Source organism: Peteryoungia wuzhouensis, from assembly GCF_003205195.1.
Lineage (GTDB): Bacteria > Pseudomonadota > Alphaproteobacteria > Rhizobiales > Rhizobiaceae > Allorhizobium > Allorhizobium wuzhouense.
The window spans coordinates 358,992-379,857 of record NZ_QJRY01000004.1 but is presented as its reverse complement, the minus strand read 5'-3'; the positions used below and the strand labels follow the sequence as shown (position 1 = coordinate 379,857).

Genomic DNA, 20,866 nt, shown 5'->3' with positions numbered 1-20,866 from the left:
TGATCAAGACGGGTGATGTTCCAGATGAGCCGGTTTTTCGTCGCAAACGGCAATGCCTTTTGCGGCCCGAACCTGCGAGACTTGATGTCGAGATTGACACAATGGATCGACCATGAGCGACATTACGACACCCGCCTTGTCCGAGACTGAACCCCAATCCCCGGGCGGCGAGCGCCGCAGGCGCACTGGTGGACGCGGCGATCGCTCCCGCACGGGTGCTGCCGGCAAGTATCGCAATCTCGTCAACCGCCTGACCAAGACCGAGCTGCTCGACCCCTCCGCCCTCGACGATATCCATGAGGCCTCTCTGACCGTTCTCGAAGAGATCGGCATGGACATCATGCTGCCGGAGGCGCGCGCGATCATGAAGGCGCATGGCGCTGACGTCACCGAAGGCTCGGACCGTGTTCGTTTCGATCGCAACCTGATCATGGATATGGTCGCCTCGGTGCCGCGTGAATTCCAGATGTTCGCCCGCAATCCCGAGCGCAACGTCAAGATGGGCGGCAACAACCTCGTCTTCGCCCAGATCGCCTCTGCCCCCTTCGTCGCCGATCGCGAGGGCGGCCGCCGCGCCGGCAACCAGGAAGACTTCCGCAAGCTCGTGAAGCTCGCCCAGTGTTACGACGTGATCCATACGACCGGCGGCTATCCGGTAGAGCCGATCGACATCCACGCCTCGGTCCGCCACCTCGACTGCCTGTCCGACATGGTGAAGCTGACCGACAAGGTCTTCCATTGCTATTCGCTCGGCAAGCAGCGCAATCTCGACGCCATCGAGATCGCCCGCATCGGTCGGGGTATCTCGATGGAGCAGATGGAGAGCGAGCCGTCGCTCTTCACCATCATCAATTCGTCTTCGCCGCTGCGTCTCGATGGCCCGATGCTTCAAGGCATCATCGAAATGTCGTCGCGCGGCCAGGTCGTCGTCATGACACCTTTCACGCTCGCCGGCGCCATGGCCCCCGTCACCATCGCCGGCGCCGTCGTCCAGCAAAATGCCGAAGCGCTCTGCGGCATCGCATTCACCCAGATGGTCAAACGCGGCGCGCCTGTTGTCTATGGCGGCTTCACCTCGAATGTCGACATGAAGACGGGAGCGCCCGCCTTCGGCACGCCGGAATACATGAAGGCCGTCATCGTCGGCGGCCAACTCGCCCGCCGCTACGGTTTCCCCTACCGCACGTCCAACACCAATGCCGCCAATACGCTGGACGCCCAGGCGGCCTACGAATCCGCCTTCTCGCTCTGGGCGCTGACCCAGGGCGGTGGCAATTTCATCATGCATTCCGCCGGCTGGACGGAAGGCGGCCTGACCGCCTCCTTCGAAAAATTCATCCTCGACGTCGACATGCTGCAGATGGTCGCCGAATTCCTGACACCGCTCGATGTCAGCCAGGATGCGCTGGCGCTCGACGCGGTGCGCGAAGTCGGCCCCGGTGGGCATTTCTTCGGCACGGCGCACACGCTCGCCCGCTACGAGACCGCCTTCTACTCGCCGATCCTCTCGGACTGGCGCAATTTCGAGACCTGGACGGAAGCGGGCCGCCCGACCACCTACGACCACGCCAACCGGGTCTTCAAGGAAAAGCTGGCCTCTTACGAGCGCCCGCCGATCGACCCTGGTGTCGAGGAAGAGCTCGACGCCTTCGTCGCGAAACGCAAGGCCGAAGGCGGAGTTGCGACGGATTTCTGAGGCGTCAGGCCAACTGCTTCAAGTAGGACTGATAGGTCTGGTGCGGTTCAGGCTCGAACCGGTCGCCCATCACCTTCCAGTCCTCCACCCGGTCGAGGCGGAAATCGCGAAAGCCGTCTCGCATCTCGCACCAGGCGGTCATCACCCAGATCGCGCCGAAGACGGAAAGACCGAGCGGCCAGACGATGCGCTGGCTGCGCTCGCCGGGCAGCGAGTGATAGGCGATCCAGACCTTGCGCTTGGCAGACAGTGCGGTGCGGACATCCCCGAGGCAAGCTGGCACCTCAGGCTGCACGGATGAACGGAAGGCATGGATCGGCGCCGAAATCAGCCGTTCGGCGTGTTCCATCGGCAACATGCCGAGCATCTTCTCCCTGGCCTCCCGCGCCGCCTGGCCGAGCCTCGGGTCACCCAGCATTTCGACGGCCCGCAGCCCAAACGCCAGCGCCTCCAGCTGTTCGAAGGTGAAGGTCAGCGGCGGCGCATCAAACGCCTCGCGCAGCATGTAGCCGACGCCGCGCTCGCCCTCGATCGGTGCACCCGAAGCGATGAGATGGTCCATGTCGCGATAAATGGTGCGCGGCGCCACCTCCATTTTCTCGGCAATTTCGGCCGCCGTCATGGCGCGACCGGTGGAGCGCATCAGCTGGATGATCCGGAAAAGGCGGTCCGCAGGGCGCATAGAAAGGCCTCAATGAAGGTTATGGCCAGAAGGTTGTCAGTTGGGCCGTGTTAGGTCAAGCATCATCACCCCACGGAGGAGCCGAATGACCGAAAACACCATTCTCGAACTCGCCATTTGCACCGTCGCCAACAAGCCCGCTGCAGCCGAGGCCCGCCGCGCGGCGATGCAGGCCGTGCGCCATTATAAGGGTTTCGTCCGCTGGCGCGCCCTCAACGCTCTGGAACAGGGCGACATGATCGCCGATCTCGTTGAATGGACCGACAAGGCCAGCGCCGATGCGGCAGCGATGAAGGTCCAGACCGATCCCGCCTTTGCCCCCTACATGGCGGCAATCACGGGTGTTACCCTGATGCAGCACTTCGAGACGCAAGGGACGATCTGAGCATCGATGGCCGAAGCCCTGAAACATTTGATCGGCCCACACACGGCCCGCGATACGGCCGATGCCGTGGCGCGGGCCTGGGGGGCCCTCGACAGCAGCGCATTCCTCGCCGACATCCTGCCGGCGCTGGATGCACTCGAGCTCATGCAACGCGGCCAGTGCATCGCCGACGCGCTGCATCGCCATCTGCCGGACGATTTCGAGGCGGCGGCGGCGATCCTGCAGGACTGCCTGCCGGCACCGGAGAGAACGGGGCTGAGCGGATGGGCGTTGCTCTCGTTCAACCAGTATATCGCGGCCCATGGTCGGGGCCACGTCGAGACCGCCCTTGCGCTCTTGAAGACGCTCACGCCGCATTTCACCGCCGAATTCGGCATTCGCACCTTCATCGCCGACGAACAAGAGAAGGCTCTCGCGATCATTTCAGGCTGGGTGACCGACCCGAACCATCACGTCCGACGCCTTGCCAGCGAAGGCACCCGCCCCCGCCTGCCCTGGGCCATGCGCCTGCCGAGACTGGTCCAGGATCCCGCCCCCATCCTGCCGATCCTCGAAGCCTTGATCGATGACGAGGAAGATTACGTCCGCCGTTCGGTCGCCAACAGCCTCAACGACATCGCCAAGGATCACGCGGATCTCGTCGCCGATTTCGTCGAGCGCCATCAGGCCGGCGCCTCGAAAAACCGGCTCTGGCTTCTAAAACATGCCTCGCGCACCCTGGTGAAGAAGGGGCACGTCAAGGCGCTTGCCAATTTCGGCTATGAACCGGTATCGGACGTGACCGTCGCGCTGGATCTGGCGAGCGACCGCATCCCCTTTCCGGGCGAACTCGGCTTCCGCATCCACCTGGCCAATACCGGAGCATCGACCCGGACCGTGCTGATCGACTACGCGATCCACCATCAGAAGAAGGATGGCTCGCTCACGCCCAAAGTCTTCAAGGGCAAGAGCCTTGTATTGGCGGCCGGCGAAAGCGTCACCATGGAGAGACGCCACCCGCTCCGCCCGATCACCACCCGTGTCTATCACACTGGCCGGCACGAGCTGGAGATCCTGTTGAACGGCGCCTCCGTCGCAAGGCAAGATTTTCACCTCGATCTCGGGGGGAAAGAAACGGCATGAGCGAGCCAGGCCATGAGATCCGGTTCGAGGCCGAGGTGATCCGCTTCAATGGTCCCGGCGGCTGGCATGGCGTCTTCCTGCCGGTGGATGCCGCGTCGGAAGTCCGCTTCTTCGGCCGCGCCAATGCCCTCGGCGCAATCCCCGTCAGGGCACGGATCGGCGCCAGCGATGTCAAAACCTCGCTGTTTCCCGACAAGCGCCGCGACAGTTATCTCCTGCCGTTGAAAGCCAGCCTGCGCCACAGCGAAAACATTGGGGAGGGTGACCTCATCACGGTCACCCTCCATCTCGATCTATGATGCACCGCTGCCTGGACATCACTCCGCGCGCTTCTTGCCGGTGATCATCGCCCGCACCAGGTTCTCCTTGTGCTCGAGGCTCGCGAGAACCACGCCGGCGATATGCATTCCGATCAGGCCGAGCGTCGCATAGACCAGGACCTTATGCGTATCCTCAACCCATTCGATGCCCCAATAGGCATCGGTGGTCATCATATAGCCCGTGGTCACGATACCGGCGATCATCACAAGCAGGGCGATCACCATGGCCCCGCCGGCCGGATTGTGGCCGATATAGCGCTTGGCCCGCATCGCGGCGGTATCCGCCAGAAACCGCAAGACGGTGAGCGGGCTGTAGACGAAGCTGGAAAAGCGGGCATGCTCGGTCCCGATCAGGCCCCAGAGAACCCGGAAGGTGATGAGCGCACCGATCACATAGCCGGAGATGATATGCGCATCCTTCCATTCGTCACCGGTCAGGAAGGAGAAGGCGAAAAAGCCGACCAGCGCCCAGTGAAACAGGCGCACGAAGGGGTCCCAGACCGCAACCAGGGCCGGCCGCGCGCGGCGGCCGGACTGGAGGTTGCCGGGCACGCTGTGCTCGGCGTTTGCCATCACTCGGCTCCAACCTGTTCGCCGGTGGCAGGGTTGAAGATCGCCTCGACCTTCTTGCCGTCCTTGATGCCGTAGACTTCGTAGCAGCCGTCTTCGACCTTCACCTGGCGCACGTCGTAGCCCATGTCGGTGGCCTTCGCCTTCATGGCCTCTTCAGTCATCCACGTGTCCTTCGGCGCGTCGCACTTGGTGCTTTCGTCTTCGGCGTGGGCAAAGCCGGCAAAGGAGGCGAAGGTGATGAGCGAGAGAGCAATGAGCTTGTTCATGAGAGTGTCCTCGTAAAGACGACGGGGCGGGATTGCCTTGCGTCGTTGAACAGAACTTATGAGACACGGGCTGAGCGTTACCTGACGTCGATTGTCAGCGAAATTTCAGCTTTCTGATGGTAAGAAAGAGGGATGATCCCGATCCCGCGCCCATCCTTTTCCCGTCTTGCGGTCCGCCTCGCCACCTGTGCCCTGATCGGCCTTGTCGCTGCGGTCCCGGCCGGCATGCCGGCCAAGGCGGATGAAGATCCGCACGAAAGCGCCCATGACGAAGTCCGGGACGGCGTGGCGAGCGGCCGGATCAAATCACTGGCGGAACTGCGCCGCACCGTTCTCTCCAGAGTTCCGGGCGACATCGTCTCGGCCCGCGTCGAACAGGAGCATGGCCTGGACCTCTACGAGTTTCGCGTGCTGCGGGCCGATGGTCGGCTCGTCGAGGTGGAGGTCGATGCCGGCTCTGGCGAGATCCGCGAGATCGAGAACGACTGATGCGCATTCTTTTGATCGAAGACGACCCGCGCATCGCGCGCGACGTGACCACCCATCTGGAGCGGGACGGCTATGTCGTCGTGCATGAGACCGATGGCGAGGCCGGCTGGTTTACAGGCGACGAAGAGGATTTCGCCGCCGTCGTGCTCGATCTCGGCCTGCCCGGCATGGATGGCCTTGCCGTGCTCAAGCGCTGGCGCAATGCCGGCCGGCGCATGCCGGTCCTCGTGCTCACCGCGCGCGGAAACTGGCAGGAGCGGGTCGAAGGTATCGATGCCGGCGCCGACGACTATCTGCCGAAACCGTTCCAGATGGCGGAACTGCTCGCCCGGCTGCGGGCCATCATCCGCCGGACCGCCGGCCAGGCAAGCCCGGTGCTGGAATTCGGCGACATCGCCATCGACACCCGCAACAAGGCGGTGAGCCTTGCCGGCCTGCCGGTCGACATGACCCCGCTCGAATATCGCTGCCTGAGCCATCTGGCGATGAATGCCGACCGCCATGTCTCCCAGGCGGAACTGACGGAACAGCTCTATGCGCAGGACTTTGAACGCGACAGCAACTCGGTCGAAGTCCTGATCGGGCGCCTGCGCCGCAAGCTCGGTCGCGATGCGATCACCACCCGGCGGGGCTTCGGCTACAGAATGGGCGGCCCCGACACGTGATCCAGTCGATCCGCACCCGCTTCGTCCTCGTCTCGCTGCTCAGCGTCACAGCGGCCCTGTCGCTCGCGGCCTTCGTCTTCGTCGAACTCTTCACCCGCAGCATCGAGCACCGTCTCGACCAGGAACTGACCGACCATCTCAACAACATCGCCGGCCAGATCGAATTCGCCCCTAACGCTACGGTCCGCCTGCCCGATCGCCCGACCGACATCCGCTTTTCCACCCCCTATGGCGGCCTTTACTGGCAGATGACCGACGACAAGCGTGGCACCCAGCTGCGCTCGTCCTCGCTCTGGGACTACACGCTGTCCCTGCCTGATGATCCGCAGGAGACCGGCACGGTCCACCGCTACGACCTGCTCGGCCCCGATGGCGAAACCCTGCTCGTGCAGGAGCGCAAGATCATCGCCAAGGCGCCGGATGGGGAAAGACCGCTGCGCCTCGCCGTTGCCATCGACACGGCCACCGTGACCGAAGCGCGGCAGGCCTTTGTCGCCGACATCATGCCCTATCTTCTGGCCCTCGCCGCCTTTCTCGTCGCCGCCTCCTTGGCGCAGCTCACCTTTGGCCTGAAACCGCTCTCTGCCATTGGAGACGGTCTGGAACGCATCCGCGCCCGCAAGGCGACCCGTCTCACCGGCCCCCTGCCCGGCGAGTTGAAGCCGATGGTCGACGCGATGAACCGCCTGCTCGACGACCAGGACGCGCTGATTGCCCGCGCCCGTGCCCGCTCGTCCGACCTTGCCCATGGCCTGAAGACCCCGCTTACCGTGCTCGCCAATGACGCAGAAACGCTCAAGGAGCGCGGCGAGACCGAGATCGGCGCCGAACTCGCGCATCTGGCCGGCGTCATGCGCAACCATGTCGACCGCGAACTCGCCCGCAGCCGGATTGCCGCCACCGCCAGCCTGCGCAGCGCCGATGCCGATCTCGGAACATGCGTCGCGATGATCGTGCGCACGCTGAAACGCACGCCTGACGGTGAACGTCTGGCCTGGACCATCGACGTTCCGGATGCGCTGAACCTGAGCGTCGATCCGAGCGACCTGCAGGAACTGATTGGCAATATCACCGAAAACGCCGTCAAATGGGCAAGGAGCCGGATCGATATCCAAGCCAGCGCCTCCCCGGCCGGCGTGACGCTGATTGTCGCCGATGACGGCCCTGGCGTCGGCGAGGCGGACTTAAAACGCATGACCGAGCGCGGCGTGCGCCTGGATACCCGCATCGCCGGCACCGGCATCGGGCTTTCCATCGTCAGCGACATTGCCGAGGTCTATGGCATCGACGTCAAAATCGAGAATGGCGACATCTCGGGCCTGCGCGTCACATTGCGCTTCGCCCCCCCCGCAGACCCCGTCAAACGGCTGAAATGGGAAGCAAATCCGCCCCCCGGACGGGAGGCGTCTGCCACCTCCTTCCTTTCGCAGTGCAAAAGAAATCTTGACTTCTGTCGCGAACAGGCCCATTTGCAGGTCAGCTTTTACCTTCCGGCCGCCGCGTGAGCGTGCCCAGCGACATCTGAGACGCGACGAAGGATAAAGCGCATGACATCAAGGCGGACATTCCGCCGATGCGCTTGGAAAGCTTTTTTCCAACTTACAAGTTCCCAAATCACGCGGGGTTCTTGACGCCAATGCCAACCGGCTCGCGAAGAACGCGTTCCGGGGTTTGTGCATTTGGCGCCCCGAAAGGTATGACTTTGACAACTTTCGCTGAGCTTGGCCTCTCCGAGAATATCGTCGCAACCCTGACTGCTCTTGGTTTCGCGACCCCCACTCCCATCCAGGAAAAGGGCATCCCCGTCGTTCTCGGCGGCCGCGACCTGATCGGTCTTGCCCAGACCGGCACCGGCAAGACAGCCGCTTTCGGCCTTCCGATGATCGAAATGCTTCTCAAGGATGAGAAGCGCCCTGACAACCGCACCACCCGTGCTCTCATCCTCGCCCCGACCCGCGAACTGGTGAACCAGATCGGCGACAACCTGCGCAGCTACCTGCGCCGCCTGCCGCTGAAGATCAACCAGGTCGTCGGTGGCGCCTCCATCGGCAAGCAGCAGCTGCAGCTCGAAAAGGGCACCGACATCCTCGTCGCGACCCCTGGCCGCCTGCTCGACCTGATCGCCCGCAACGCGATCTCGCTGCGCGCCGTGCGTTACCTCGTTCTCGACGAAGCCGACCAGATGCTGGACCTCGGCTTCATCCATGACCTGCGCAAGATCTCGAAGATGGTCCCGCCGAAGCGCCAGACCCTGCTCTTCTCGGCCACCATGCCGTCGTCGATCGCCGATCTGGCTTCGAGCTTCCTGACCGACCCGATCAAGGTCGCGGTCACGCCTCCGGGCAAGGCCGCAGACAAGGTCGAACAGCACGTGCATTTCGTCGCCGGCCAGAACGCCAAGACGGAAATGCTCAAGAAGATCCTCAACGACAATCCGGATGGCCGCTCCATCGTCTTCCTGCGCACCAAGCATGGCGCGGAAAAGCTGATGAAGCACCTCGACGCCACCGGTTACTCGGTCGCCTCCATCCACGGCAACAAGAGCCAGGGCCAGCGCGAGCGTGCCCTCAAGGGTTTCCGTGACGGCGAGATCAAGACGCTGATCGCCACCGACGTTGCCGCCCGCGGCATCGACATCCCGGCCGTCTCCCACGTCTTCAACTACGACCTGCCGGAAGTTCCGGACGCCTATGTCCACCGCATCGGCCGTACGGCCCGCGCTGGCCGTGACGGCATCGCGATCGCCTTCTGCGGTCCCGACGAAGGTCGCCTGCTGCGCGACATCGAAAAGCTGATGAGCATCGAGATCCCGGTCGCCTCTGGCGAACCGCCGGCAAACCTCGCACGCCCGGCACGTCCGCAGCGTCGCGGCGGCGGCGGTGGTGCAGGTGCTGGCGGCAACAACCGCAATCACCAGGGCCAGGGTCGCGGCAAGTCCGAAGGCGGCGCCAAGGCGGATGGCCGTCCGGCCAAGTCCGGTCACCGCAAGGGTGGCAATGGCGGCGGCAACGGCAATGGCGCGAACCGCTCGGCCAATGGCAACGGCCAGAACCGCAGCGGCAATGGCCAGGCACGCCCGGCCCGCTCCGGGACTGCCGGCGGACGCCGTCGCGAAGCCTGAGGCTTTTAGCGTAAAGCATTGAGAGAATGGCGCGGCTTCGGTCGCGCCATTTTCGTTTCAGGATCAGGGATGGTGCATGTGTCTGGCGGGACGCTCAGACGGGCGGCACGGCCGGCTTGCGGTTGGTCAGATAGACCCCGAGCACGACGACGCAGGTGCCGACGATCATCGGGATTGTCAGATGTTCGCCAAAGGCAATCGCGGCCTCGACGGCGGCCAGCGGCGGGACGAGATAGATCAGCGAAGCCGCCTTGGACACGTCCCCCTTGCGGATCAGATAGAGCAGCAGCGCGATCGCCCCCATCGAGATGCCGAGCACCGACCAGGCAAGCGTTGCAAAGAAGCCGAAACTCCAGTCCACATGCATGTCTTCCAGCAGGAAGGCAGCGGGCACCGTGACCAGCAGCGCGCCGACATATTGCAGTGTCGCAACGGCCCGCAGATCCCCCTCCTTCAGATAGCGCTTCTGATAGATCGTGCCTGCCGTCACGCAGGCCATGGCGAGCACGTTGATCGCCACCGCATAGACGGGGATCGTCTCCGCATCGATGACGACGACATTCGGCAGCACGGCAATGGCAATGCCGACAAAACCGACGAACAGGCCGATACGCTGGGTGACGCTCAAATCCTCGCCGATCAAAGCGGCGGCGGCAACACCGGTCATCAGCGGCTGCAGACCGGCAATGATGCCCGACAGAGCCGCCGGAACCCCCTGCCCGATCGCCCACCACACCATGCCGAGATAGAGCCCGTGCAGGAAGATGCCCGACACGATCGCATGCAGCCAGCCGCTGCGATGTTTCGGCCAGGAAACCCCGCTCACCCGACAGAGGATGAAGAACAGCACGACCGCCACCCCGTAGCGCACGACGAGAAAGGTCAGCGGATCGGCGAAATGCGCGCCGTATTTCGCGGAGATCCAGCCCGTCGACCAGAGAAGGACGAACAGAATCGGGGCAAGACGGGCAAGGGTCATCGCAGTCACCGCAAGATTAGGAGTGGCAAACGGACCGTTTGCTTTGCTCGCTCGTTAATGCGGCATGGTGCCAAGGTCAAAACAGTTCTGCTGCAAACCGCAATCAATTTCACTGAGGCAGTGCCGCCGAAAAATTTTCGCAGGAGATCGATGGTTAAATTTTAAGCAGGCGAAACGGACATCATGGCCCTGGGATCGGCCACTTCGCCGAATTCAATGGCAAACACCGTACATCTTCGGCAAGCGCAAGCGCTAAATCGCGCAAAAATTGCGCTTTTGCCGAAATTCGAGGCGGAAATGCGCCTCTCAGAATAATCGCCTGCTGCCACTGAGGCCGCTTGCATTGCCAAAATGGTTGTATTCAAATGACAAAAAAAGGGGACGGCGCCATTGGCATTTGATGAAATGATTACTGCGGACAACACGCCGCGTGCACCCTACCAGAACTACCACGACTGGTACTCCAGTCAGGACCCCGCAAGGCTCCTGGCAAAGTCCAGGGACGCGGAGAACATCTTCCGCAAGACCGGCATCACCTTTGCGGTCTATGGCCATGAGGACTCCTCGGAAAAGCTTATCCCCTTCGACATCATCCCGCGCATCATTTCCGGTCGCGAATGGCGAAAACTCGCTCTCGGCATCGAACAGCGCGTGCTCGCCCTCAATGCCTTTCTCGACGACATCTATCACAAGCAGGAAATCATCAAGGCCGGCCGCATCCCGCGCGAACTGATCGAGAAGAACGTCGCTTTCCTGCCCGAGATGCTCGGCTTCCGCCCGCCGGGCGGCGTCTACACCCACATCGTCGGCACCGACATCGTGCGCACCGGCGAGGACCAGTTCTACGTGCTGGAAGACAATGCCCGCACGCCCTCCGGCGTCTCCTATATGCTGGAGAACCGGGAAACCATGATGCAGATGTTCCCCGAGCTCTTCCAGCTCAACAAGGTGCAGCGCGTCGAGGACTATCCCTATCTGCTGCGCCAGTCGCTCGCCTCTCTGGCGCCTCCCGGCTGCAAGGGCAAGCCGCGCGTCGCGGTCTTGACCCCCGGCATCTACAATTCCGCCTATTACGAACACTCCTTCCTCGCCGACATGATGGGCGTCGAACTGGTCGAAGGCTCGGACCTGCGCGTCATCGACGGCAAGGTGAAGATGCGCACTACGCGCGGCTACGAGGCGATCGACGTGCTGTATCGTCGCGTCGACGATGACTTCCTCGACCCCTTGACCTTCCGACCGGACAGCTGTCTCGGCGTGCCCGGCATCATGGATGTCTACCGTGCCGGCAACATCACGATTGCCAATGCGCCCGGCACCGGCATCTCGGACGACAAGGCGATCTACTCCTACATGCCGGAAATCGTCGAATTCTATACCGGCCGCAAGGCGCTTCTGGAGAACGTGCCGACCTGGCGCTGTTCGGAAGCCGACAGCCTCAAATACGTGCTGGAGCATCTGGAAGAACTGGTGGTCAAGGAAGTCCACGGCTCCGGCGGCTATGGCATGCTGGTCGGCCCGACTGCCTCGAAGAAAGAGCGTGCCGACTTCGCCGAAAAGCTGAAGGCGCGGCCCTCGAACTACATCGCCCAGCCGACCCTCTCGCTGTCGACGGTGCCGATCCTCGTCAACAAGGGCATCGCGCCCCGCCACGTCGACCTCCGTCCTTATGTCCTCGTCTCCGACAAGGTGCAGATCATCCCCGGCGGCCTGACCCGCGTGGCCCTGAAGCAGGGTTCGCTCGTGGTCAATTCCAGCCAGGGCGGCGGCACCAAGGACACCTGGGTATTGGAGGACTGACATGGTCATGCTCGGAAGAACTGCCAACGGCCTCTTTTGGATGTTCCGCTACATCGAAAGGGCCGAGAACATTGCCCGCCTCGTCGATGCGGGCCTGAGGATGTCGCTCACCCGCTCAGGCGCCTCGGACGACGACTGGGATGCGGTGCTGAACAGCGCCGATGTGCGCCCGCTCTTTGCCGAACGCCACGGCAAGGTGACGGCGTCCGACGCCATCGATTTCCTGCTGCGCGATCCGGCCAATCCGTCGAGTGTCATGTCCTGCATCGACGCCGGCCGCAACAATGCCCGCATGGTGCGCACGGCGCTCACCCGCGAAACCTGGGAAGCCACCAACGAATGCTGGATCGAATTGAAGCAGATGCTCGCCCGCAAGCTGAAATCGGCCGACCTTCCGGAAGTCATCGACACGGTGAAACGCCGCGCCGGCCTGATCCGTGGTGCCTTCCACGGCTCGATGCTCAGAAACGAGATCTACAACTTCGCCCGGATCGGCACCTTCATCGAACGCGCCGACAACACCAGCCGCATCCTCGACGTGAAATATTACGTGCTTCTGCCGGCCATCAACCATGTCGGCTCCTCACTCGACAACATGCAGTGGGAATCGATTTTGCGTTCGGTCTCGGCCCATCGCTCCTATCGCTGGGTCTATGACGGGGAATACAAGGCCGCGAACATCGCCGACTTCCTGATCCTCAACGGTCAGATGCCCCGTTCGCTTGCCTATTGTTACGAGAAGATCACCTCCAACCTCGGCTATCTCGCCAAGGACTACGACCACAGGCTGCCGGCCCATGAGACGGCCGACGCTGTCGTCAAGACACTGAAGTCGACCACCATCGGCACGATCATGGACCAGGGACTGCACGAATTCCTCGACGGTTTCATCGCCAGCAACAACAAGCTGGGCAATGAGATCACCGAGGGTTACCGGTTCTACAGCTGAGCAGGAATGGATCCCATGCGTTTGCGCATCACCCACACCACCGAGTATCGTTATGACGACCCGGTGCAGTATTCGCTGCAGCGCCTGCGGCTGACGCCCTGCAGCAGCCCGGGCCAGACCGTGACCGCCTGGAACATCGCCGTCGACGGCGCCAAGGTGGAGGCGGGCTTCAACGACCAGTTCGGCAACCACACCCATCTCGTCTCCACCGAAGGGCCGAGCCGCAGCGTGCATATCGTCGCCAGCGGCGAGGTCGACACGCAAGACCGCGCCGGGGTCTTTGGGCCGCATCTGGGTTACGTTCCGCTCTGGCTCTACCTGCGCGACACGCCGCTGACCAAGCCCGGCAAGCTGACCCGCGAACTGATGCGCAGCCTGTCGGGCGACAACGAACTGGCCAAGATGCATGACCTGATGGGCAAGCTGCATGCCGCCGTCGCCTATGAGACCGGCACCACCGGCACCGAGACGACAGCCGAACAGGCACTCGAGGCAGGCCGCGGCGTCTGCCAGGACCACGCCCATGTCTTCATCGCCGCCGCCCGGCTGATGAACCTGCCGGCCCGTTATGTCTCTGGTTATCTGATGATGGACGACCGGATCGAGCAGACGGCGACCCATGCCTGGGCGGAAGTTCATCTGCCCGGCCTCGGCTGGGTCGGCTTCGACGCCGCCAACAATCATTGCCCGGACACCCGTTATGTCCGCATCGCAACAGGCCTCAGCTACACCGATGCCGCCCCCGTCTCCGGGCTTCGCATGGGGGTCGCCGCCGAAGATCTCGCCGTCAAGGTCGTGGTCGAAGACAGCTCGCAAAGCCAGAGCCAGTCGCAGAGCTGAGCCGAAGGACAGCCGCATCGACCGCACGCACCGTTCACGGTTGGCGCAAATGTGTCATGCGTGCCGGCGCGCAAGCCCGGCGCCATCCCGGTATGGTTCAGTGACAGGCTGAACCCCAACGCCGCGCCCGACACTGCCGGCTGCGTGACAAAGGCCACCGATGCTGTTTGGCAAATCCCTGTTCCAGTCCGTCGTCGACCGGCTTGCCGAGGAAGAGACGCAGGAAGACGTGGAAACCGTCGAGCCGCGATTTCGCATCGACGGCCTCGGCGCGAGTTTTGCGCCCGAACGCGTGTCGGCGACACCTGAGGATGATGACCGTCGGCGCGAGGCCTATCTCTTCCTGATGGGGGACGACGAGCCTGCGCCGCAGGCGCCACTGAAACCGGAAAAACCGGATTGGCTGGACCGCCTGTCGATCGAGGACATCGCCGCCGACCTAAAGATCACGCCCAGTGACGACCGAGAAACGCTGCAGGAAAGGCGCCGTGCCTTTGCACGGCTCAATCACCCCGACCGCATTCACCCGGATTTCCGCGATCAGGCGACCACACGCATGAAGATCGCCAATCTCCTGGTTGACGAGGCCCTGTTGCGCTGCCGGCTGTGATCGGACGGATCCCGGTGGCTCAGTCGTACAGGCGCCTGAGCAGCTGGTTGACATGGTTGCGTTCACCGACGCCGCCGAGCTGGTCGAGCACCCATTGCTCGTGATCGTTCCAGATCGGCATCAGCTCCTGCAGATAGTCGGCCCCGGCCGGCGTCATATACAGCGACTGCACGCGGCGATCGGTTTCCGACTTGCGCCGTTCGATGAAGCCCTTGTTCTCCAGACCGTCGACGATCGCCACGAAATTCGCCCGCTGGATGCCCAGCGCCTCGGCCACTTCGCTCTGCTTTGCCCCCTCATTGCGGGTCAGCAGCAACAGCACCGCAAAATCCGTCGGCCGCAATCCCTTGGAAGAAAAGGCTTCGTTGAAATGCTGGAAGACCGCCAGTTGCGCCCGCCTCAACCGGTAGCCGACAGCATCCTCCATGACGGAGAAGTCCAATTTGCTGTGCGTCCCCGTGAACTCGCCATTCATTAATTCCGGCATTTTTTCGCCATTGTTCGTTGCCCCTGGTGCCCCCGCTCCCCGGCGGCCACCCCTATCCCCCGTGATCTTAGCGGTAAAAAGTGACACCACAAGACGGGAAGACCACCCGTCACGCGCGAAATCGCAGTTCTTGCGCAGAAATTGCGCATTTTGGATCCCGAACCCCTTAATAATCAGGGGTTGAAAGTACAACAACTGAGCGATGAACGGCCATTTCCACCCGCCGCCACGCCCCGCATGGAGAAAGGCGCCGGCAGCCGCTTTTTGCGATTGAAGGCAATCGCCGACTGCGCTATGACCGCTTTCGGAACGGTCGAGTCAAATTGCCCGTCGGAAGCACCCGTAGCTCAGCTGGATAGAGTGTTGGATTCCGATTCCAAAGGTCACAGGTTCGAATCCTGTCGGGTGCGCCATTTTCAGTACATAACTGCCAATCGAAAAACCGTCGGTTTCCATCTGCGGAACTCTATAGTCGCGCGGCGCTTGGTTTGGGACTCACCAGCAAGAATGCCTTAAGGCGTAGAAGCGGCGGATTTCGGCGACGGAAAAGCTCAAATGTATCTGGTCCTTTTCCGATGTTCGGATCAGGAACGTTTGCCCATCGGCCGACCGGCTCTCAGACCACTGCCTCGGCGAGATGGCGAGCAGAATCCAATTTCTTCCGATCCTTAACGATGGACGAACGGGGGAAGCTGAGGTCGGGGCGGCATGTCGAGGCTCGGGCCGACATTGCCAGACGGTGAGGCACCCATTGCGTCATGCCGTCTCGTCTGATGCGGACGCCGGAGTCAGATGGGTCAACTCGCACAACCAGCGACCATCGACACGGCGATAGATATCGGTGATCCATTCATCCGCACTGATCGGGACGCCGCGGAACCAACCCGTGTTCTGACCACGGCCCGTGACGAAACCCGTATCGCCGAGGGCGCGAACAACAATGCTCTGCTTGGTCATGCTATCATGAATGAGTGTCCCGCTGGCGATCGCGTCCAACACAGCCGTACCCGAGACAGGACCGCGCTCCGTTGTCACCAGAACCCAATCCGCACTGATGCACCGACGGATTTTCGCGGGATCGTTGGTGACCATCGCGCGATTGAACGCCGCCTCGGCATCGACCAGCGCCTGTTCGTCTTCGATCATGCTCCGGCCTCCTCGTTCCAGCGCCGCTGCATTTCCTGCGGCGAGACGGTCTCGATCGTCTGCGACAGCATCCAGCGGTGACCGAAGGGATCGAGCACCAGTGCACTGCGTTCCCCGAAACTCTGGTCGGCTGCTGCGCGCAACACGGTGGCACCCTGCGCGGCAGCGAGTGCCACATCCGCGTCGACGGCCTTCGTCGAGAGGTGTAGCGTCACCGGCGAACCGCCGATCGTGTCCGGGCTGACCGCGCCGAAATCCGGATATTCGTCGCTGAGCATAACGACACTCTCGCCGAAGCATAGTTCGGCATGGCCGATGCGTCCGTCGGACGGGTCGGTCATCCGGAAGATTTCCTCGGCGCCAAAGGCGGACTTGTAGAAAGCGATGGCCGCCTGACCACCGCGCACAACGATATAGGGCGATACCACAGTGATGGACGGCATGATCAATCCCTTGCACGATGATTTAGTTTACGATACGTAACGTAATTAAATGAGTCAAGATGAATCATCCCGAGCACGCCTGCGTGGCAGGCCACCAAGCACCGCAGCCCGCAACAAGGCGCTGCAAGCCGCTCGCGACATCCTGTTGAGCGAAGGATTTGGCAGACTGACCATCGAAGCCGTTGTCGCGAAGTCGGGGATCAGCAAGCCCACTCTTTATCGCAACTGGGCCAATGCCAGCGAACTGGCAATGGCAGCGCTCATGCCCGATCAAGATTTGCAGGTGGACAAGACCAGGAGCGACCTGGCAGGATCGCTACGCGGCCAGATGCACTCCCTTGTCACAGTCTTTGCAACGACGCGAGGTCGCCAGATCGCGCTGGCACTGGCGGCGTCCGATCCTGAAAGCGAAATGACAAAGGCCTTTCGCAACCGGGTCATCCTGTCGAGCCGGGAAGCTGGGCGGCGGCTCATGGACGACGCTGTCGCGCGAGGGGAGATAGCAGCGCCCGCCGAAATCGAGACGCTGCTCGACATGATCTACGCGCCTGTTTTTTATCGGTTGCTCGTTGGTCATCTGCCGCTCGACATTCATTTCGCCGACAACCTCGTGAATCGGGCACTCACGTTGCTTGCCGAATCCGATGGTCGCTGAAGGATGCGTAAATGCCCTGAGCTGCTGCTTGGAGCGTTCTGATGCCCTAAAGGAGCGCTATAGCGTACACATAGTTCTCATCATCGCCCGGCGCGGTGCGCCATTGTTTAAAGAAACCCAAGACAAGTGGTGATGTCGACACGCTTCTGCGCGTTCACCAGAACAACGTCAGCAAACGCCGCATTGGGGCGCTCGGCTGCCCCCCTCAGCCCCTCAACCCCGGCGCTTCATGCCCCGTACGCTCGACATATTCCGTATAACCACCGCCATACTGGAACACGCCTTCCGGCGTCAGCTCCAGCACGCGGTTTGACAGCGCCGCGAGAAAATGGCGGTCGTGGCTGACGAAGAGCATGGTGCCCTCGTATTGCGACAGCGCCTTGATCAGCATTTCCTTGGTGTCGAGGTCGAGGTGGTTGGTCGGCTCGTCGAGCACGAGCAGGTTCGGCGGGTCGAACAGCATGATTGCCATCACGAGACGTGCCTTTTCGCCGCCCGAGAGCACCCGGATGCGCTTGTCGATATCGTCGCCGGAAAAGCCGAAGCAGCCGGCAAGTGCCCGAAGCGGCGCCTGGCCTGCGCGCGGAAAAGTCGTTTCCAGCATTTCGAAGATGGTCATCTCGCCGTCGAGCACATCCATCGCATGCTGGGCGAAATACCCCATCTTGACGCTGGCGCCGATCGTGACAGTGCCTTCGTCCGGCTTCGAATCGCCTGCAACAAGTTTCAGCAGCGTCGACTTGCCGGCGCCGTTGATGCCCATGATGCACCAGCGCTCGCGGCGGCGAACCATGAAGTCGAAACCGTCATAGATCACCTTGTCGCCATAACGCTTGGAGACATTCTTGACCGCGACCACATCTTCGCCGGAGCGCGGCGCCGGCTGGAATTCGAAGGCGACGACCTGGCGGCGCTTCGGCGGCTCGACCCGGTCGATCTTCTCCAGCTTCTTCACCCGGCTCTGCACCTGGGAGGCGTGGGACGCGCGCGCCTTGAAACGTTCGATGAACTTGATTTCCTTGGCGAGCATTGCCTGCTGCCGCTCGAACTGCGCCTGCTGCTGCTTTTCGTTCTGCGCCCGCTGGCCCTCGTAGAATTCGTAGTCGCCCGAATAGCTGTTGAGCTGGCCGGCATCGATCTCGATGATCTTGGTGACGATGCGGTTCATGAACTCGCGGTCATGCGAGGTCATCAGCAGCGCGCCGTCATAGGTCTTCAGGAACTGCTCAAGCCAGATCAGGCTTTCGAGGTCGAGATGGTTCGACGGTTCGTCGAGCAGCATCACGTCGGGGCGCATCAGAAGAATGCGGGCAAGCGCCACGCGCATCTTCCAGCCGCCGGAGAGCGCGCCGACATCGCCGTCCATCATGGCTTCCGAGAAGGAGAGACCGGCCAGAACTTCGCGCGCCCTGCCCTCCAGCCCGTAGCCGTCGAGCTCCTCGTAACGCGCCTGGACCTCGCCATAGCGTTCGATGATCGCGTCCATCTCGTCCATGCGGTCCGGATCGACCATGGCGGCTTCCAGCTCGCGCAGCTCGGCGGCAACTTCACTGACAGGCCCGGCCCCGTCCATCACTTCGGCCACGGCCGGACGACCGGCCATGTCGCCGACATCCTGGCTGAAATAGCCGATGGTAACCCCCTTATCGACCGAGACCTGCCCCTCGTCCGGCTGCTCATGGCCGATGATCATCCGGAAGAGCGAGGTCTTGCCCGCGCCGTTCGGGCCGACGAGGCCGATCTTTTCGCCGCGATTGAGGGCGGCCGACGCCTCGATGAAGAGGATGCGGTGGCTGAGCTGCTTTGAGATGTTTTCGATACGGATCATGGACAAGGGCGCCTGCTGGAAATCGGCGCCCTTATGGCATGCCGCCATCCATCTGTCCCCGATTTTTTGCGCTGCGGCACGAAGGTGCTAAGGACCGGAGGACCACGCGGGCGCCGAGATCGGTGAAACGGCATCGACAGAGATCAGCGCCCGCCGTCGCCGAAGCGCCCGACAGAGGGTCGCCCGACTGATCCCTTGGCGCCGTGCGGCATCGGCAAGCGATACGCCTCCATGCACCATCAGGTCGAGCGCGGCGCTCAGGCCTTCGGGGCCGAGCTTGGCCGGCCGGCCGATGGCCTGCCCGCGCAACCGCGCCGCCGCCATCCCGGCGCGCGTCCGCTCCGAAATCAGACCACGCTCGAACTCCGCCAACGCCCCCATGATATGAAAGATCAGCAGACCACCGGCCGATCCCGTGTCGATCGCCTCCGTCACGGAATAGAGCGCGATCCCCCTGCGGCCGAGATCATTGACCAGCTCGATCAGGTGCGAAAGCGACCGGCCCAGGCGATCGAGCCGCCAGATGACCAGCGTGTCACCGGACCGCAGCACCGCCATGGCTTCGGCAAGCCCGGGACGCTGCCGCAGCGCGCCCGAATGCCCGAGATCGGTGAAGACCCGCTCACAGCCGGACGCGTCCAAAGCCTTGAGTTGCATGTCCACATTCTGATCCAGCGTCGACACGCGCGCGTAGCCGATCCGCATACCCTCTCCTGAATCTCTTTGGAAACAGATGCTTGCAGAAACCTCCAAGCGCCGAAACCCACGCTGGACGGTATCACAATGGTTCCTTTTTAAGCACAGCAATAAGGTTCGGTCAACAAAAATTACACCCATAAGATGTGTCTACGCCGGCCGGGCGAAAGCCCTGCGGCAGAGGGACTTCGCCGTCTGCCGCCTTGAGGCGGCCGACACAACCGGCGACCAATTCAAGGCTGGCATTCGAAAGAAACCGGGTTGCGCAAATGGGAACGGTTTCGAGACGCCGGAGGGCGTCCGGCCGTCAGGATCAACCCGCAAACAGGAGGACTTCAGCATGCCCAGCTATTCGCTCACTTTGAACATCGAACCGGCCGATCTGAACGTGATCAAGGCCGCCGGCCAGCGGATCACCCTTGCCAAGCCCGTTGGCTCCGGCGACCCCAATGTCGTCTGGCTCTCGATCGATCCCTTCCAGTCCACCTCGGTCGAGTGGAAGGAGGATTACTGGATTTATGCCTCGACCACCGAGGTGGCGCAGGGCGCGGCGATCAACAAGCTCTCCGAGGTGACACCCGGTCCGGCCCTCGATGCGGGTTACTACCCGTTCACGCCGGCCGCCACATTCGGGGTCTTCCAGAACGACACCGGGGTCAATTCCGGCACCTTCGCCGCCGTCAACAACATGCCCTACAACCAGTATCCGGCCCTGACCTTCGGCCTGTCGCAATCGGCCATGGTCAACAAGAAACCGGCGGAGCGCAAGCCGATCTCGGCGCAGCTGGTCCCGTCGCAGAACCGCATCCAGATGACGCCCTTCACGAATATCTATGTCTGGCTGCAGAGCCAGTTCGCCAGCGAGACGATCATCACCAAGATCACCGGCAACACCGCGATCGCCAAGTTCGGCGGCGCCGTCAGCGACATCACGCTGAAATACGACCCGACCCGGGGCGTCTTCGTGCCGGACCAGAAGTCCCACGACCTGGTGAAGATGGGCCTGATCGAGCTGCGCACGCCGCTGCTCGTGTGAGTTCAGTCGGGGATGCGGCAGGCAGCTGGCGCATCCCGTTCCCCCTCATGCAACAGCAAACCAAGAAGGTCAGCGCCG

The 20,866-nt window shown here is 62.5% G+C and carries 23 protein-coding genes and 1 tRNA gene; 15 read left to right on the top strand and 9 right to left on the bottom strand.

The window, feature by feature from the left end:
- Positions 1 to 112 precede the first annotated feature (112 nt).
- Positions 113 to 1,696: a trimethylamine methyltransferase family protein gene (locus DMY87_RS13415; RefSeq protein WP_110791984.1), complete on the top strand. Its 1,584-nt coding sequence runs from the start codon at positions 113 to 115 to the stop codon at positions 1,694 to 1,696.
- A 4-nt stretch (positions 1,697 to 1,700) separates the two neighbouring features.
- Here the strand turns inward: DMY87_RS13415 and DMY87_RS13410 are convergent, their stop codons facing one another.
- Entirely contained in the window at positions 1,701 to 2,378 is a 678-nt protein-coding gene (locus tag DMY87_RS13410; protein ID WP_110791983.1) for a helix-turn-helix transcriptional regulator, read from the bottom strand.
- Between the two features lie 85 nt (positions 2,379 to 2,463).
- Here DMY87_RS13410 and DMY87_RS13405 point away from each other — a divergent pair, with 85 nt between their 5' ends.
- From DMY87_RS13405 to DMY87_RS13395, 3 genes are read left to right on the top strand one after another with little or no spacing between them, the layout of a single operon-like run.
- Positions 2,464 to 2,763 carry a hypothetical protein gene (locus DMY87_RS13405; RefSeq protein ID WP_110791981.1) on the top strand — a complete coding sequence of 100 codons (300 nt, stop codon included), beginning with the start codon at positions 2,464 to 2,466 and terminating at the stop codon, positions 2,761 to 2,763.
- 6 nt (positions 2,764 to 2,769) lie between these two features.
- Positions 2,770 to 3,885 carry a DNA alkylation repair protein gene (locus DMY87_RS13400; protein WP_110791979.1) on the top strand — a complete coding sequence of 372 codons (1,116 nt, stop codon included), beginning with the start codon at positions 2,770 to 2,772 and terminating at the stop codon, positions 3,883 to 3,885.
- Entirely contained in the window at positions 3,882 to 4,184 is a 303-nt protein-coding gene (locus tag DMY87_RS13395) for a DUF1905 domain-containing protein (protein ID WP_110791977.1), read from the top strand. The genes DMY87_RS13400 and DMY87_RS13395 overlap by 4 nt, the downstream gene beginning before the upstream one ends.
- Before the next feature lie 18 nt (positions 4,185 to 4,202).
- On the opposite strand, the gene DMY87_RS13390 is transcribed toward DMY87_RS13395, so the two are convergent.
- Together DMY87_RS13390 and DMY87_RS13385 are read right to left on the bottom strand one after the other, a co-directional pair.
- On the bottom strand, positions 4,203 to 4,778 hold the full coding sequence (locus DMY87_RS13390; protein WP_110791976.1) for a cytochrome b/b6 domain-containing protein: 576 nt from the start codon (positions 4,776 to 4,778) through the stop codon (positions 4,203 to 4,205).
- Positions 4,778 to 5,044, bottom strand: coding sequence for a PepSY domain-containing protein (locus DMY87_RS13385; RefSeq protein WP_110791974.1), 267 nt, complete (start codon positions 5,042 to 5,044; stop codon positions 4,778 to 4,780). The genes DMY87_RS13390 and DMY87_RS13385 overlap by 1 nt, the downstream gene beginning before the upstream one ends.
- Before the next feature lie 132 nt (positions 5,045 to 5,176).
- On the opposite strand from DMY87_RS13385, the gene DMY87_RS13380 reads away from it, so the two are divergent.
- The 4 genes from DMY87_RS13380 to DMY87_RS13365 all read left to right on the top strand — a co-directional run bounded on the left by DMY87_RS13380 (position 5,177) and on the right by DMY87_RS13365 (position 9,319).
- Complete coding sequence (locus tag DMY87_RS13380) at positions 5,177 to 5,533, top strand: PepSY domain-containing protein (protein ID WP_110791972.1); 357 nt, start codon at positions 5,177 to 5,179, stop codon at positions 5,531 to 5,533.
- Positions 5,533 to 6,198 (top strand): response regulator transcription factor, encoded by a 666-nt coding sequence (locus tag DMY87_RS13375; protein WP_110791971.1) that lies wholly within the window; start codon positions 5,533 to 5,535, stop codon positions 6,196 to 6,198. Before DMY87_RS13380 ends, DMY87_RS13375 begins: the two co-directional genes overlap by 1 nt.
- Positions 6,195 to 7,703, top strand: coding sequence for a sensor histidine kinase (locus tag DMY87_RS13370; protein ID WP_110791969.1), 1,509 nt, complete (start codon positions 6,195 to 6,197; stop codon positions 7,701 to 7,703). Before DMY87_RS13375 ends, DMY87_RS13370 begins: the two co-directional genes overlap by 4 nt.
- A gap of 191 nt (positions 7,704 to 7,894) precedes the next feature.
- The gene (locus DMY87_RS13365; RefSeq protein WP_110791967.1) at positions 7,895 to 9,319 is read left to right on the top strand and encodes a DEAD/DEAH box helicase; all 1,425 of its coding nucleotides are present in this window, start codon (positions 7,895 to 7,897) and stop codon (positions 9,317 to 9,319) included.
- Positions 9,320 to 9,413: 94 nt separating this feature from the next.
- On the opposite strand, the gene DMY87_RS13360 is transcribed toward DMY87_RS13365, so the two are convergent.
- Positions 9,414 to 10,298, bottom strand: a complete 885-nt coding sequence (locus DMY87_RS13360; RefSeq protein WP_110792216.1) for a DMT family transporter — start codon at positions 10,296 to 10,298, stop codon at positions 9,414 to 9,416.
- A 390-nt stretch (positions 10,299 to 10,688) separates the two neighbouring features.
- Between DMY87_RS13360 and DMY87_RS13355 the strand changes: the two genes are divergently transcribed.
- The 4 genes from DMY87_RS13355 to DMY87_RS13340 all read left to right on the top strand — a co-directional run bounded on the left by DMY87_RS13355 (position 10,689) and on the right by DMY87_RS13340 (position 14,497).
- Complete coding sequence (locus DMY87_RS13355) at positions 10,689 to 12,098, top strand: circularly permuted type 2 ATP-grasp protein (RefSeq protein WP_110791966.1); 1,410 nt, start codon at positions 10,689 to 10,691, stop codon at positions 12,096 to 12,098.
- Positions 12,099 to 12,105: 7 nt separating this feature from the next.
- Positions 12,106 to 13,047 (top strand): alpha-E domain-containing protein, encoded by a 942-nt coding sequence (locus DMY87_RS13350; protein ID WP_110792214.1) that lies wholly within the window; start codon positions 12,106 to 12,108, stop codon positions 13,045 to 13,047.
- Between the two features lie 15 nt (positions 13,048 to 13,062).
- Positions 13,063 to 13,887 carry a transglutaminase family protein gene (locus tag DMY87_RS13345; protein ID WP_110791964.1) on the top strand — a complete coding sequence of 275 codons (825 nt, stop codon included), beginning with the start codon at positions 13,063 to 13,065 and terminating at the stop codon, positions 13,885 to 13,887.
- A gap of 160 nt (positions 13,888 to 14,047) precedes the next feature.
- A complete protein-coding gene (locus DMY87_RS13340; protein ID WP_110791963.1) occupies positions 14,048 to 14,497 on the top strand; it encodes a hypothetical protein in 450 nt (149 codons plus the stop codon).
- A gap of 19 nt (positions 14,498 to 14,516) precedes the next feature.
- On the opposite strand, the gene DMY87_RS13335 is transcribed toward DMY87_RS13340, so the two are convergent.
- On the bottom strand, positions 14,517 to 14,924 hold the full coding sequence (locus DMY87_RS13335; protein ID WP_110792211.1) for a MarR family winged helix-turn-helix transcriptional regulator: 408 nt from the start codon (positions 14,922 to 14,924) through the stop codon (positions 14,517 to 14,519).
- Positions 14,925 to 15,320: 396 nt separating this feature from the next.
- On the opposite strand from DMY87_RS13335, the gene DMY87_RS13330 reads away from it, so the two are divergent.
- Positions 15,321 to 15,397: transfer RNA gene (locus tag DMY87_RS13330), tRNA-Arg, on the top strand.
- A 343-nt stretch (positions 15,398 to 15,740) separates the two neighbouring features.
- On the opposite strand, the gene DMY87_RS13325 is transcribed toward DMY87_RS13330, so the two are convergent.
- Positions 15,741 to 16,130 (bottom strand): nuclear transport factor 2 family protein, encoded by a 390-nt coding sequence (locus tag DMY87_RS13325; protein ID WP_110791961.1) that lies wholly within the window; start codon positions 16,128 to 16,130, stop codon positions 15,741 to 15,743.
- On the bottom strand, positions 16,127 to 16,573 hold the full coding sequence (locus tag DMY87_RS13320) for a VOC family protein (RefSeq protein WP_110791959.1): 447 nt from the start codon (positions 16,571 to 16,573) through the stop codon (positions 16,127 to 16,129). Before DMY87_RS13320 ends, DMY87_RS13325 begins: the two co-directional genes overlap by 4 nt.
- Before the next feature lie 49 nt (positions 16,574 to 16,622).
- Here DMY87_RS13320 and DMY87_RS13315 point away from each other — a divergent pair, with 49 nt between their 5' ends.
- Positions 16,623 to 17,228 (top strand): TetR/AcrR family transcriptional regulator, encoded by a 606-nt coding sequence (locus DMY87_RS13315; RefSeq protein ID WP_110791958.1) that lies wholly within the window; start codon positions 16,623 to 16,625, stop codon positions 17,226 to 17,228.
- 205 nt (positions 17,229 to 17,433) lie between these two features.
- On the opposite strand, the gene DMY87_RS13310 is transcribed toward DMY87_RS13315, so the two are convergent.
- Positions 17,434 to 19,056, bottom strand: coding sequence for an ABC-F family ATP-binding cassette domain-containing protein (locus DMY87_RS13310; RefSeq protein ID WP_110792209.1), 1,623 nt, complete (start codon positions 19,054 to 19,056; stop codon positions 17,434 to 17,436).
- Between the two features lie 87 nt (positions 19,057 to 19,143).
- A complete protein-coding gene (locus DMY87_RS13305; protein ID WP_110791956.1) occupies positions 19,144 to 19,761 on the bottom strand; it encodes a recombinase family protein in 618 nt (205 codons plus the stop codon).
- A gap of 331 nt (positions 19,762 to 20,092) precedes the next feature.
- On the opposite strand from DMY87_RS13305, the gene DMY87_RS13300 reads away from it, so the two are divergent.
- A complete protein-coding gene (locus DMY87_RS13300) occupies positions 20,093 to 20,788 on the top strand; it encodes a hypothetical protein (RefSeq protein WP_183041832.1) in 696 nt (231 codons plus the stop codon).
- Positions 20,789 to 20,866 lie beyond the last annotated feature (78 nt).

What these genes read in the sequence shown, in the direction of transcription:
- DMY87_RS13415 (WP_110791984.1), top strand. Translation starts at nt 113, where the DNA reads ATGAGCGACATTACGACACCCGCCTTGTCCGAGACTGAACCCCAATCC.
- DMY87_RS13325 (WP_110791961.1), bottom strand. Translation starts at nt 16,130, where the DNA reads ATGATCGAAGACGAACAGGCGCTGGTCGATGCCGAGGCGGCGTTCAAT.
- DMY87_RS13395 (WP_110791977.1), top strand. Translation starts at nt 3,882, where the DNA reads ATGAGCGAGCCAGGCCATGAGATCCGGTTCGAGGCCGAGGTGATCCGC.
- DMY87_RS13365 (WP_110791967.1), top strand. Translation starts at nt 7,895, where the DNA reads ATGACTTTGACAACTTTCGCTGAGCTTGGCCTCTCCGAGAATATCGTC.
- DMY87_RS13340 (WP_110791963.1), top strand. Translation starts at nt 14,048, where the DNA reads ATGCTGTTTGGCAAATCCCTGTTCCAGTCCGTCGTCGACCGGCTTGCC.
- DMY87_RS13335 (WP_110792211.1), bottom strand. Translation starts at nt 14,924, where the DNA reads ATGGAGGATGCTGTCGGCTACCGGTTGAGGCGGGCGCAACTGGCGGTC.
- DMY87_RS13380 (WP_110791972.1), top strand. Translation starts at nt 5,177, where the DNA reads ATGATCCCGATCCCGCGCCCATCCTTTTCCCGTCTTGCGGTCCGCCTC.
- DMY87_RS13300 (WP_183041832.1), top strand. Translation starts at nt 20,093, where the DNA reads ATGCCCAGCTATTCGCTCACTTTGAACATCGAACCGGCCGATCTGAAC.
- DMY87_RS13390 (WP_110791976.1), bottom strand. Translation starts at nt 4,778, where the DNA reads ATGGCAAACGCCGAGCACAGCGTGCCCGGCAACCTCCAGTCCGGCCGC.
- DMY87_RS13310 (WP_110792209.1), bottom strand. Translation starts at nt 19,056, where the DNA reads ATGATCCGTATCGAAAACATCTCAAAGCAGCTCAGCCACCGCATCCTC.
- DMY87_RS13350 (WP_110792214.1), top strand. Translation starts at nt 12,106, where the DNA reads ATGCTCGGAAGAACTGCCAACGGCCTCTTTTGGATGTTCCGCTACATC.
- DMY87_RS13360 (WP_110792216.1), bottom strand. Translation starts at nt 10,298, where the DNA reads ATGACCCTTGCCCGTCTTGCCCCGATTCTGTTCGTCCTTCTCTGGTCG.
- DMY87_RS13315 (WP_110791958.1), top strand. Translation starts at nt 16,623, where the DNA reads ATGAGTCAAGATGAATCATCCCGAGCACGCCTGCGTGGCAGGCCACCA.
- DMY87_RS13400 (WP_110791979.1), top strand. Translation starts at nt 2,770, where the DNA reads ATGGCCGAAGCCCTGAAACATTTGATCGGCCCACACACGGCCCGCGAT.
- DMY87_RS13385 (WP_110791974.1), bottom strand. Translation starts at nt 5,044, where the DNA reads ATGAACAAGCTCATTGCTCTCTCGCTCATCACCTTCGCCTCCTTTGCC.
- DMY87_RS13375 (WP_110791971.1), top strand. Translation starts at nt 5,533, where the DNA reads ATGCGCATTCTTTTGATCGAAGACGACCCGCGCATCGCGCGCGACGTG.
- DMY87_RS13305 (WP_110791956.1), bottom strand. Translation starts at nt 19,761, where the DNA reads ATGCGGATCGGCTACGCGCGCGTGTCGACGCTGGATCAGAATGTGGAC.
- DMY87_RS13410 (WP_110791983.1), bottom strand. Translation starts at nt 2,378, where the DNA reads ATGCGCCCTGCGGACCGCCTTTTCCGGATCATCCAGCTGATGCGCTCC.
- DMY87_RS13345 (WP_110791964.1), top strand. Translation starts at nt 13,063, where the DNA reads ATGCGTTTGCGCATCACCCACACCACCGAGTATCGTTATGACGACCCG.
- DMY87_RS13405 (WP_110791981.1), top strand. Translation starts at nt 2,464, where the DNA reads ATGACCGAAAACACCATTCTCGAACTCGCCATTTGCACCGTCGCCAAC.
- DMY87_RS13320 (WP_110791959.1), bottom strand. Translation starts at nt 16,573, where the DNA reads ATGCCGTCCATCACTGTGGTATCGCCCTATATCGTTGTGCGCGGTGGT.